The organism is Actinoplanes sp. NPDC048967, assembly GCF_040649415.1.
In the GTDB taxonomy this organism is placed as follows: domain Bacteria; phylum Actinomycetota; class Actinomycetes; order Mycobacteriales; family Micromonosporaceae; genus Actinoplanes.
The window spans coordinates 158,363-170,052 of sequence record NZ_JBEZFL010000004.1 but is presented as its reverse complement, the minus strand read 5'-3'; the positions used below and the strand labels follow the sequence as shown (position 1 = coordinate 170,052).

At 70.8% G+C, this 11,690-nt stretch carries 10 protein-coding genes and 1 tRNA gene; 5 read left to right on the top strand and 6 right to left on the bottom strand.

The features are described 5' to 3' along the window. Window positions 1-106: 106 nt before the first annotated feature. Complete coding sequence (locus tag AB0C12_RS18485) at window positions 107-985, bottom strand: CDP-alcohol phosphatidyltransferase family protein (protein ID WP_360549401.1); 879 nt, start codon at window positions 983-985, stop codon at window positions 107-109. Between the two features lie 132 nt (window positions 986-1,117). Between AB0C12_RS18485 and AB0C12_RS18480 the strand changes: the two genes are divergently transcribed. The 3 genes from AB0C12_RS18480 (at window position 1,118) to AB0C12_RS18470 (ending at window position 4,787) form a co-directional block, all read left to right on the top strand. After that, window positions 1,118-3,226: a TRAP transporter fused permease subunit gene (locus tag AB0C12_RS18480; RefSeq protein ID WP_360549399.1), complete on the top strand. Its 2,109-nt coding sequence runs from the start codon at window positions 1,118-1,120 to the stop codon at window positions 3,224-3,226. After that, window positions 3,223-4,227 carry a TAXI family TRAP transporter solute-binding subunit gene (locus AB0C12_RS18475; protein ID WP_360549397.1) on the top strand — a complete coding sequence of 335 codons (1,005 nt, stop codon included), beginning with the start codon at window positions 3,223-3,225 and terminating at the stop codon, window positions 4,225-4,227. Before AB0C12_RS18480 ends, AB0C12_RS18475 begins: the two co-directional genes overlap by 4 nt. A 487-nt stretch (window positions 4,228-4,714) precedes the next feature. Then, window positions 4,715-4,787, top strand: a tRNA-Lys gene (locus AB0C12_RS18470). Window positions 4,788-4,875: 88 nt separating this feature from the next. Here the strand turns inward: AB0C12_RS18470 and AB0C12_RS18465 are convergent. Genes AB0C12_RS18465 through AB0C12_RS18455 form a run of 3 tightly spaced genes read right to left on the bottom strand, consistent with a single transcriptional unit; the run spans window position 4,876 to window position 7,543 of the window. Then, window positions 4,876-5,667 (bottom strand): SAM-dependent methyltransferase, encoded by a 792-nt coding sequence (locus AB0C12_RS18465; protein WP_360549395.1) that lies wholly within the window; start codon window positions 5,665-5,667, stop codon window positions 4,876-4,878. Window positions 5,668-5,690: 23 nt separating this feature from the next. Next, window positions 5,691-6,485, bottom strand: coding sequence for an SDR family oxidoreductase (locus AB0C12_RS18460; protein WP_360549393.1), 795 nt, complete (start codon window positions 6,483-6,485; stop codon window positions 5,691-5,693). Between the two features lie 29 nt (window positions 6,486-6,514). Then, entirely contained in the window at window positions 6,515-7,543 is a 1,029-nt protein-coding gene (locus AB0C12_RS18455) for an acyl-CoA desaturase (RefSeq protein WP_360549391.1), read from the bottom strand. 149 nt (window positions 7,544-7,692) lie between these two features. On the opposite strand from AB0C12_RS18455, the gene AB0C12_RS18450 reads away from it, so the two are divergent. Beyond that, window positions 7,693-8,979, top strand: coding sequence for a sensor domain-containing protein (locus tag AB0C12_RS18450; protein WP_360549389.1), 1,287 nt, complete (start codon window positions 7,693-7,695; stop codon window positions 8,977-8,979). Then, window positions 8,931-9,566 carry a response regulator transcription factor gene (locus AB0C12_RS18445; protein WP_360549387.1) on the top strand — a complete coding sequence of 212 codons (636 nt, stop codon included), beginning with the start codon at window positions 8,931-8,933 and terminating at the stop codon, window positions 9,564-9,566. Before AB0C12_RS18450 ends, AB0C12_RS18445 begins: the two co-directional genes overlap by 49 nt. Here AB0C12_RS18445 and AB0C12_RS18440 read toward each other — a convergent pair. Both AB0C12_RS18440 and AB0C12_RS18435 read right to left on the bottom strand, forming a co-directional pair. Further along, window positions 9,537-10,301, bottom strand: a complete 765-nt coding sequence (locus AB0C12_RS18440) for a hypothetical protein (protein WP_360549385.1) — start codon at window positions 10,299-10,301, stop codon at window positions 9,537-9,539. The genes AB0C12_RS18445 and AB0C12_RS18440 overlap by 30 nt on opposite strands. Window positions 10,302-10,429: 128 nt before the next feature. Beyond that, window positions 10,430-11,485 carry an oxidoreductase gene (locus tag AB0C12_RS18435; protein WP_360549383.1) on the bottom strand — a complete coding sequence of 352 codons (1,056 nt, stop codon included), beginning with the start codon at window positions 11,483-11,485 and terminating at the stop codon, window positions 10,430-10,432. Window positions 11,486-11,690: the final 205 nt, after the last annotated feature.

The following is an 11,690-nucleotide window of genomic DNA, read 5'->3' as shown; positions in this document are numbered from 1 at the left end:
AGACGCAGCGGCGCCTAACGCGACGACGCAGCGGCGCCTAACGCGACGACGCAGCGGCGCCTAACGCGACGACGCAGCGGCGCCTAACGCGACGACGCAGCGGCGCCTAACGCGACGACGTGGTCTCGCTGAGCTCGAGTTCCTCATCCCGGCTCTCCGGCCGAACCGGGGGCTGCCTGAGCAGCTTCGCCGTCGCCTCAGCCTTGGCCAATGCCACCGGGAAGCTTCGGGTGGCCCGCCAGAGCTTCACGATCAACAGCAACTCGAAGCCCACCAGCAGCGTCCCGGCCACCACCGACGTGGCGATCACCTGACCGGTCAGCGGGCCGATGATGAACACGGTCATCTCGAACTCGATACCGCTGAACAGGTGAGTCCGGATCCGGCGTTGCAGCAGCGCGTCCCGGAAGCGGGCACGGGGCCCCTGCGGCGGAATCGGCGTACCCGTGATCGGCTCCTGCGGCATCGGGCCGCGGGCCTCTTCCAGCATGTCCCGCATGCTCTGCCGGGTCTTCGCCATCTGCTGTGAGTTCAGGTAGCGGAACAGGTCCAGGAACGTCACCACGACCAGCGTCCACAGGAACGCCACGTGGCCGGTCCGTGCGTACTGGCCGCCGAACAGGGCCGCCGCGCACATGAAGACCCGGAGGCGGTCGAACATGAAGTCGAACCAGGCTCCGAACAGGGATCCCGTTCCGTTGAGCCGGGCCACCTTCCCGTCCATGCAGTCGACCACGAAGCTCAGGTGGAACAGCACGGCACCGGCGATCAGCCACCAGTGGTCCTGGGCCAGGAAACAGGCCGCCGATCCCACTCCCAGCAGCATCGCCACCACGGTCAGCAGGTTCGGGGTGATCCACCGGTAGGGCGCGACCAGGCGGACCAGCCTGGCCGCGAGTGGATCGACGAGCAGGACGGTCCACCACGCGTCACGGACCTTGTAGGTCTGTTCGCGGATGTCCTGCAGAGAAGAGCGACGCACCATAACCGGTATCAACGGTCCGGGCCCGGAGCGGAAACTACTTTTGCCCGATTTGTGACGAGACGGTGTCCTAGGTTATCCACAGTCCCGTCAATGACAGGTTACAAGCCGCACGGTGCATAGTACGGTCCGTTCATGGTCGACGGTCGATATCGGACCGGCCGGACGGCAGCCGATGACGGCCCCGACGGTCCGCCTTCCGCGGTGGCCGCGGACCGGCCTCCGGACAGCCCGCTCGCCGATCCGGCGGCCGTCCACTTCGACGACGAGGAGCGTCCTGCCCGGGCTCTGAGCGGTCGTATCGGCGTCGCCGTCGCGGTTGTCGCCTTCGCCGCCGCGCTGCTTGTGCTCTGGCAGGTGTTCCGGCCGCTCGCCCAGGGCAGCCAGTTCTATCTGATCATCTTCCTCGCCGGCACCCTGCCACTCGTCTTCCTCGTCTACCGCTCCGGCTTCCCGCTCCGAAAAACCAACAAGACCGCCCAGCCCGCTCCCGGGCCGGAAGCGCCCGCTCGCCGGGACCTGCCTTCTCCCCTCGACTGGGTGCTCGCCGCCGGCACCCTCCTGGTCTGTCTGTACCCGGTGAACCCCTTCGCCGGCGGGTACAACGAGTTCCTCAACCGCCAGGGCCTCCTGGAAACTCCCGACGTCATAGCCGGCGCCGTCATGCTCGTGCTCGTCGTCGAGGCCTGCCGCCGCACCACCGGGCTTGCCCTGCCGATTGTCTGCCTGGCTTTCCTGGCCTACGGCTACTACGGCGGCCTGCTCCCGCAGAACTGGTCCATCGCCCACTCCGGGCTGGACTTCGCCCAGATCGTCGACGCGCTCTACAACTCCGGCAGCGGCTTCTACGGCACCCCGCTCGACGTGGCCGCCACCTACATCGTGCTGTTCACCATCTACGGTGCCGTGCTCGATCTGTCCGGGGCGAGCCGCTTCTTCGTCGACCTGTCCGTCGCGGCCTTCCGTAAGTCGCGCAGCGCCGCCGGGCGTACGGCTGTTGCCGCCGGCTTCCTGCTCGGCACCGTTTCCGGGTCCGGCACCGCGACCGCCGTCAGCGTCGGCGCCGTCACCTGGCCGATGTTGCGCCGGGCCGGCTATCCGGCCGAGCAGGCCGGCGGCATGCTGGCCGCTGCTGGTGTCGGGGCGATCCTCTCCCCGCCGACCCTGGGCGCCGCCGCCTTCATCGTGGCCGAGTACCTCGACGTCTCCTACCTGACCGTGCTCGGCTGGGCGATGATCCCGACCGTCCTCTATTACCTGGGCATCCTGCTCGCTGTCGAGATCGACGTGCGGCGCTTCCAGGTACGGCCGATCGACGCTCCCGCAACCAGCGCGTGGCGGCTGCTGGGCCGCTTCGGCTACCACTTCTCGTCGCTCGTGCTCATCGTTCTCCTGCTCGCCGTCGGGCAGAGCGCCACCCGCGCCGTGGTCTATGCGACCCTGCTGGCCGCGGTGCTCTCCTTCCTGGACCGGCGGGCCTGGCTCAACCCGCGACGGCTCTTCGCCGCGCTGTCGGCCGGCGTCCGCGGTGTGCTGCCGGTCGTCGCGGTCTGCGCCGCCGCCGGCATCATCACGGCGACCACCACCAAGACCGGACTCGGCGCCCAGCTCGCGTCTCTGCTGATCGACGGCGCCCGCGCGGTCAGCGACAACCCGACCGTGGTGCTCGCGCTGACGGTTGTGCTGGCGGCGATCGCGCTGGCGGTTCTCGGTCTGGCCGTGCCGGTCACGGCCAGCTTCATCATCGGCTGGGTGATCATCGGGCCGGCCCTGCTCGGGCTCGGTGTCTCGGCGCCCGCCGCCGCGATGTTCGTCTTCTACTACTCCGTGCTCTCCGAGGTCACCCCGCCGACGGCCCTCGCGGCGGTCGGCGCCAGTGCGATCACCGGCGGCCGCACCGTGCCCACGATGTGGCAGGCACTGAAGTACGCGTTGCCCGCCTTCCTGGCCCCGATCGCCTTCGTGCTCACCGATCCCGGCGAATACCTGCTGGCCCGCGGGCCCGTCACCGGCGTCGTCTGGGCCACGCTCGTCGCCGCCTTCGCGGTCGTCGGCCTGGCCGTCGCCACCGGTGGCTGGATGCCCGGCATCGGGGCGGCCGGGCCGGCCAGCCGTGTCCTCGGCGGACTGGCCGGCCTGCTCCTGCTCTACCTGGCGCCGCTGACCATCGCGGCCGGCGCCGTCGCGCTCGCACTGGCTGCGGGGATCGCCATCATCCACCGAACGGGGAGGACCACGTTATGAGGAAGGCATTCGCACTGGCCGCGGCCGGCACGCTCACCGCGGCCGCGCTGACCGGCTGCGGCGGCAAGCAGGACGCGGCCACGGTCGATGCCGGCGGCGACGTGACCTGCAATGTCGCCAACGACACCCGGATCGGCATCGCGACCGGCAACGCGACGGGCGTCTACTTCGCCCTCGGCAACGCCTACGCCGAGCAGATCGCCGCGACGGGCGGCAAGGTCAAGGCGACGGCGGCGGAGACCGGCGCCTCGGTGCAGAACATCCAGCAGCTCGTCGCGGGTGAGTTCGACGTCGCGTTCTCGCTGGCCGACAGCGCGGCCGACGCGGTCAACGGCACCAACAGTTTCACCTCGAAGCAGCCGATCCAGGCGCTGGCCCGCATCCACACCAACTACACCCAGGTGATCGTGCGCAAGGCCGCTGGTATCAAGGACGTGGCGGGCATGAAGGGCAAGCGGGTCTCGTCCGGCTCGCCCAAGTCCGGCACGGAGGTCATCGCCAAGCGGGTGCTGACCGCGGCGGGCCTCAACCCGGACAAGGACGTCCAGGCCCAGCGGCTGGACCTGGTCAAGACCGTCGACGGCATGAAGGACGGCTCGATCGATGCGCTGTTCTGGTCCGGTGGCCTGCCCACCCCGGGCATCACCGATCTGCTGACCACGTCGGCGGACCAGGTCGAGTTCCTGGACATCACCGGACTGCTGCCGGAGCTCCAGAAGATCAATCCGGTCTACGAGACGGGAACGATCCCGGCGGCCACCTACAAGACCGCGGCGGACGTGCCGACCATCGTCGTGCCGAACTTCCTGCTGGTCCGGGACAACCTCGACGCCAACGTGGCCTGCGTGCTGACCAAGACGCTCTTCGACCGCAAGCCGCAGCTCGAGCAGGCGAACGCGGCGGCCAAGCAGATCACGCTGGAGCAGGCCCGCAAGACCGACCCGGTGGTCCTGCACCGCGGCGCGGTCGCGGCCCTGGACGGGCTCAACGCGCCGAAGTAGGGACGGCGAAACCAAGATCAAAGGCTGGATCTCGTGCGTGGGTGCATGGTGCTGACCGTCGCTCACGCCGAGACCGGGCCCGGGTGCCCACTCGCCTGGCGGCTCGTGACCGGGCACCCGGACCCTGCCGGCTGCGTGCTCCCCAAAACCCGGGCACCCGCCGTGGAGCTGACGAGGCGCACACGGCGAGCTCGCTGCAGCCCGGCGCCACCCGCGGCGGAGCCGAGTAGGCGCACACGGCGAGCTGGCCGCGGCACCTGATCCCGCCGGAGTGGCCCGGGTAAATGCATTGAGGGCTCGTTCCGCGATCTTTACTGTGGGAATCACACCGCACGAAGCGACCGGCCGAAGGGGGTTCGAAGATGCTCCGCACCATGAACGGTCGGATGAAGCGCCCCGGACCGGGCCGGCGACGCGGCTGACGCTGCGTTCAGCGTGCCGCCCGTCCCGGTTCGGGAGGGCGGTTTTTTCATGGCCGGAAACACCAGTGCCGCTAGCTCAACAGGTAGAGCATCCGTCTCTTAAACGGAGGGTTCGGGGTTCGATTCCCCGGCGGCGCACGCGGCAACCGCAGGCGGAGCGTTGGCTGCTCATCCGCCCCTCATAAGGGCGGCCGGCCCGGTTCGACACCGGGGCCTGCGACCACGATCAGGCCTTGCGGCCCACCGCGCCGTAGCCCATCCGGGCCAGGTCCGGGTCCATCCCCGGCGGCGGCTGCTCGTACGGCCACACGTTGACCAGGCCCGGCGGCTCCAGCTCGAAGTCACCGAAGAACGCCTCGATCTCCGCCCTCGGCCGGGGTGTGAACGGTGCGTTGGCGCCCTTGTAGATGGCGCTGATCCGAGCCATGTAGTCCGGCCGGGCGTCGTTGGCCGCGTGCGAGATCGCCAGGAAGCTGCCCGGCGCCAGCGCCTCCCGGTACGCCGCCACCACGTCCTGCGGCTTGTCCTCGTCCGGCATCAGGTGCAGCAGGAACATCATCAGCACCGCCACCGGCTGGTCCAGGTCGAGCAGGCCGCGCAGTTCCGGGTCCTCGAGGATCGTCTTCGGCTCGCGGACGTCGCGGCGCAGGATGATCGCGCGTTCCGGGTCGCACAGCAGGGCCCGGCCGTGGATGCAGACGACGTCGTCGTAGTCGACGTAGGCCACGCGGACCGACGGGTCGACGGCGCGGGCGATCTCGTGCACGTTCTCGGCCGCCGGCAGGCCGGAGCCCAGGTCCAGGATCTGCCGGATGCCGCGGTCACGGACCAGGTGCTCGACCACCCGCTTGATCAGCGTCCGGCCCGAGCGGGCGGCCTCGCGCATCTCCGGCGCCACGGCCAGCACCGCCTCGGCGGCGGCCCGGTCGGCGGCGTAGTTGTCCTTGCCGCCCAGCCAATAGTCGTACATGCGGGCGGCGTTCGGGACGGTGGCGTCGATTCCGGCGGGCACGGTCACGATCGTCACTATAGGGCCAGTTGCTACGTCGTCGTGCGTAACCAGCCGCCGTCGATGTAGTACGTCGAGCCGACCGTGTAGCTCGCCCGCGGGGAACACAGGAAGACGAACAGGTCGGCGATCTCGGCCGGGTCCGCGAACCGGCCGATCGGGGCGTTGTCGGTCGCGATCTGCTGCAGGTGCTCCTGCCAGGAGCGGTCCGTGCCGGCGGTCAGCGCCCTCGCGGTCTTCTCCCAGTCCGGCGTCATGACCAGCCCCGGGTTGACCGCGTTGACCCGGATGTTGTCGCCGATCAGCTCGTTGGCCAGACATTTGGAGAACATCACCAGTGCCGCCTTGGTGACGTTGTAGATCGGCTCGTAGCCCAGCGGCTGGGTCGCGCAGATCGACGCGTTGTGCAGGATCACCCCACCACCGCGGGCCTTCATCAGCGGTGCGAAGAGGCGGGCCAGCCGGACGGCGGCCATCACGTGCAGTTCCCAGTACGCCTGCCAGCGCTCGTCACCGGCGGAGAGGATGGTTTCCTCGCTGCCGGTGCCGGCGTTGTTGATCAGAATGTCGGCGCCGCCGAACTCGTCGACGACCGCGCGCTCCAGCAGAGCCGGGCCATCGAGTCCTCCGATGTCGGCGGCCACCCCGATGACGCGTACCTTGAAATCTTCGCGGAGCTGAGCCACGACGGCCCGCAGCCGCTGCTCGTCGCGGGCGCAGAGGGCCAGGTGAGCGCCCTCGGCCGCGAGGCCGCGGGCGATCGCCAGGCCGATGCCGACCGTGCCGCCGGTGATGACCGCGACCTTGCCGGTGAGCTGTAGGTCCATGCCCTCACGCTCTCACAGAGCGCGAGTTGTCACCGGGCTCCGGCCTCGCGCAGCGGGGCGCCGACCTCGTGCAGGTGCCGCAGCGCCTGCCGGTACGAGTTGATCAGGCTGGTCGACTCGTAGGAGACACCGATCTCGGCGCAGTACGCCTCGACGATCGGCTGCACCTTGCGCAGGTTCGGCGTCGGCATGGCCGGGAACAGGTGGTGCTCGATCTGGTAGTTGAGGCCGCCCATGGCCGCGTCGGTCAGCCAGCCGCCGGTCACGTTGCGGGAGGTCAGCACCTGCTTGCGCAGGTAGTCCTCGGTGCCGTCCGGGTGCGGCATGCCCTTGTGGTTCGGGGCGAACGTCATGCCCAGGTAGACACCGAACAGCGCCTGGTGCACCAGGAAGAAGGCGACGGCCTGCAGCGGCGAGAGGATCACGAACAGCGCGGTGAGGTAGCAGGCCGCGTGGATGATCAGCAGGCCGGCCTCGAGGTTGCGGCGCTTCATGTCGCCGCGGATCAGCGCCTTGACGCTGGAGATCTTCAGGTCGATGCCGAGCAGCGTGAGCAGCGGGAAGAACAGGCCCGCCTGGTGCCGGGTCACAAAACCCTTCAGCCCGCGGCGGCCCCAGGCCGACTTGGTCGCCCAGATCAGCACCTCGGGGGCGACGTCGGGGTCGAGGTCGTCGTGGTTGGGGTTGTTGTGGTGGCGGGTGTGCTTGTCCATCCACCAGCCGTAACTCATGCCCACGCCGAGGTTGCCGGCGATCCGGCCGGTGATCTCACCGGGGCGCTTGGTGCGGAAGACCTGCCGGTGGGCGAGGTCGTGCGCCACCAGCGCCACCTGGGTGAAGGCCACCGCGAGGAACGCGGCCGTGGCCAGGTTCCACCAGGAGGCGCCGATCAGGAAGAACGCGGTCCAGCCGCCGATGAGCATCAGGGCGACCGCGGTCAGCCTGACGGCGTAGTACGCCGGTTTACGCTCGAGCAGGCCCGCGCGAGTGACCCGGCGGTTCAACTCGGCGAAGTCGCTACCGGCCGTGGACCGCGGCCGCTCCGTCGTTGTCGTCATGCCTTCAGGCTCCGGCATGGGGGCCGAACGGTCAGGAGTGTCAGATCCCCGGCGATGGTGGTGCTAGCACCCCCGTTAAACGTGGGGGATTGTGCACATGGTGGAGCGGTATCACCGGGTGTGCCGGGACCGTCGAGGAGAATGAGGCCATGGAGACGCGCTCGTGGGTACGCGACGGCCTGCGGGCCATCGCGGGTGGCGTGTTCGCCGTCGGTCTGGCCATCACCAACCTGCCGCTGCTGGCGATATCGATCGTGGCGCTCGCCCTCACTCCGGTGCCCTTCCTCGGCCTGGCCCTCCTGCCCTGGGTCACCAACCTGGTCCGGATGCGGGCCAACCTGGAACGCCGGCTGGCGGCGCGGGCCGGCATCGCGATCGCCCGCCCGTACGAGCCGCCGCCGGCGCGGGCGCTGCCCGGCGGCTGGAAACGCTTCCGGTGGATCGCCACCGATCCGGCGACCTGGCGGGACCTGGCCTGGCTGCTCCCGGGCGCGCTCGTCGCCTTCGTGCTCGGCCTGCTCGCGGTGGCCATCCCGCTCTACGGCCTGGAGGGCATCTCGCTGCTGCCGCTCTGGCTCTACCTGAGCATCGACTGGTACGGCTACGGCGTCTTCTGGCCGATCGCCAACTTCAGCGAGGCCATGCTGTCGATGCCGCAGGGCGTGCTGTTCCTGGCCCTGGGCCTGGGCGCGGCCCCGTGGCTGCTCGAGGTCAACGCCCAGTTCGCCAAGCTGTTCCTGGCTCCGACCAAGGCCGCCGGGCTGCGGCTGCGGGTCGCCCAGCTGACCGTCACCCGGGCCGACACCGTGGACGCGCAGGCCGCCGAGCTGCGCCGGATCGAGCGGGACCTGCACGACGGGGCGCAGGCCCGGCTGGTCTCGCTGGGCATGACCATCGGCCTGGCCGAGGAGATGATCGAGCGCGATCCGGCCGCGGCCCGCAAGCTGCTCGCCGAGGCGCGCGAGGCCAGCGGTACGGCACTGCTCGAACTGCGCAACCTGGTGCGTGGCATCCACCCGCCGGTGCTGGCCGAGCGTGGCCTCGACGGCGCGGTACGCGCACTGGCGCTGAGCCTGCCGCTACGGGTGACCGTCGAGATGGACCTGCCCGGCCGTCCGCAGACGCCGGTGGAGTCCGCCGCCTACTTCGCCACGGCCGAGGCGCTGGCCAACGTGGTGCGGCACAGCCGGGCCCGGACCGTGCAGATCTACGTCCAGCACGTCGACGACCTGCTGTTGCTGACGGTGAGCGACGACGGGGTGGGCGGCGCCGATCCGGCCCACGGCACCGGACTGCGGGGCATCGCCCGCCGCCTGGCCGCATTCGATGGCACCATGTCGGTGTCCTCCCCGCCGGGCGGACCGACGGTCGTATCGATGGAGTTGCCGTGCGCGTTGTCCTCGCTGAAGACCTCGCCCTCCTCCGCGACGGGCTGACCCGCCTGCTGGAGGCCTTCGAGTTCGAGGTGGTCGAGGCCGTGGACAACGGCCCGGCGCTGCTGCCCGCGCTGATCAAGCACCGGCCGGACGTGGCCGTCGTCGACGTACGGCTGCCGCCCACCTTCACCGACGAGGGCCTGCAGGCGGCCATCGCGGCCCGCACCGAGATCCCGGGCCTGCCGGTGCTGGTGCTTTCCCAGCACGTCGAGCCGCTGTACGCCCGCGAGCTGCTGAGCGACCGCAACGGCGGCGTCGGCTACCTGCTCAAGGACCGCATCTCGAACGTGGCCCAGTTCGTCGACGCGGTCCGCCGGGTCGCCGACGGAGGCACGGCGATGGACCCGGAGGTGGTGTCCCAGCTGCTGGCCCGCCGGGAGCCGCTGGCGGTGCTGACCACGCGCGAGCGGGAGGTGCTGGGGGAGATGGCCGAGGGCCGGTCCAACGCGGCGATCGCGGCGAAGCTGTTCGTCACCGAGAAGGCGGTCAGCAAGCACATCAACAACATCTTCACCAAGCTGGGCATGCCGCCCTCGGACGACGACAACCGCCGGGTCCTAGCCGTGCTCACCTACCTCAACGGCTAGTCCGAGCAGCCGCACCACCAGAATCGCCTTCCGGACGGTCTCCTCCAGGTCACGCGGGCGCAGCGGCGCGTCCAGCGGCACGAAGGCGAACAGCTCGTCGTCGACCACCGTCCACGGTGGAATGTCGCCGCGCAGGTGGGCGGCGCGGAGCAGCGGATCGCCGAGCCGGTCGGTGTCCGCGCCGACCGGCTGGAAACGGTGCAGGAACTCGTCCTCGCCGTCGCGCAGCCGGCCCGGGAGGCGGTGGACCCGCACGCCCATCGACGGCACCGGCCGGGGCAGGGCGACGATCGCGAAGGCGGCCCGGCCGGACCGCCGGTCGACCGTCGTGCCCAGGCCGTTGTCGTCGAACTCCAGCAGCCCGGTGCGCACCGGAAAACCATCAACCCGCTTCGCGTACGCCCGCAGCACAGTGACCGTGTCCGGCCAGCGGACGAGCGACTGCCACGGCCAGCGCCACGCCGCGGGCTCCCACCCGGCGGTGCGTTCCCAGTGGCGTAGCTCGTCGGCTGCGCGCTGCTTGCGGCGGCCCAGCCGGTATGCCCGGGCGAAGGCGGCGAGGCTGACGGCGGCGATCACCACCAGGAAGCCGATGCCGCCGAACAGGTCGTTCAGCGCCAGGGCGGCCACGCGGAGCACGACGTAGGCGAGCAGCAGACCGAAGACCAGGCCGCCGATCAGCAGGGCGTCGAGCAGCGGGCTGGCTCGGCGGTGCGAGCGGACGGGTCCGGGCATCGGCGCCCACTGTATCGAGCGAAGTCGAACCTTTCCGGTCGGTGGACACGGGCTCCTGGCGCCGGATCCCGCGGCGCCGGGTTTGGCCGGGCTGGGGTCCGCGGCGTCGCGAGGTGGCGTGGCCGGGGTCAGTGCCGCCAGGTCAGTTTGGCCACCCGGCCCTGCTCGCCGGAGGCCCAGCAGGCGCCGGACACGCACCGCACCGCGTCGAAGCTGCCCGCGTCGAACTCGGTCCATGTCCGCCCGCCGTCGCGGCTGATGTCGCTGCCGGTCGGCCCGACCGCGAGCGCCGTGCTGCGGCCCAGCCAGGTCGCGCCCGACCGGTATTCGCCCGGCTCGGCCTTTGCGGTCCGCCAGGTGCGGCCGCCGTCCCCGGTCGTCGCCGCGGCGTCCGGAGCCGTCTCCGGCACGGCGTAGTCGCCGCCGACCGCGATGCCGTGCCACGGGTCGCGGAAGGCCAGGCTGTAGACGCCGGCGCTGGGACCGCTCGGGATCGTGCTGTCCGTGACCCGCCAGGACCGGCCACCGTTCCCGGTCGTGAAGACCCGGGCGCGTTCACCGCCGCCGGTGGCGAACCAGGCCCGGCCGGCCCCGAGGCGATCGGCCGAGACCAGGCACGTGCCGCTCGCCGCGAAGGCGAACTCGCCGGCCAGCGCCTCGGGCATGCCGGTCGTGGGCTGCACCCGCCACGAGCGGCCACCGTCGGCGGTGGCCAGGATGCGGAACTTGCCGCCCACCGGGTCGGAGAGCGCGAGGCCGTGCCGGCGGTCCAGGAAGGTCATGCAGTCGTAGAACGCCGCGGGGTCGTCGTTGCGGAAGGTCTCGGTCCAGGTGCGACCGCCGTCGGCCGTCCGGTAGAGCCGGGACTGGTCGCCCTCGCCGATGGTCAGCGCCACGGCGTGGTCGGCGTCGAACGCCTCGATGTCACGGAACTGGAGCTCGGCGGTGCCCGGCGGATCTACCCGCTGCCAGCTGCGCGCGCCGTCGACCGTCCGCAGGATCGTGCCCGCGGAACCGGCCACCCAGGCCACTTTGTCGCTGACCGGGGCCAGGCCCCGGAAGCGGGCGGTGACCCCGGTGTCGGACAGCCGCCAGGCCGGCGTGGGGTGCCCGGAGGTGAAGCCCGCGGTGGCGGTCAGCGTGACGAGGGCGAGAGCAGCCATCGAGATCTTTCGCAGCGTCATGGCCGGGAACTTACTCCGGCCCACCGACATCGGCAGGCGGTCGATCCCGGCGACGGGGAACCGGACGATCACCGCCTGGGCATACGGCGGGCCAGATCGGCGGTGCGACGGCTGACCCCGCGCCCGTACGACTGTGCTGATGGTCACGAGGCGCGCGGTTCTGATCACAACCCGGGAGAGCCGTTCGCCGCCCAGCCGTGACCCC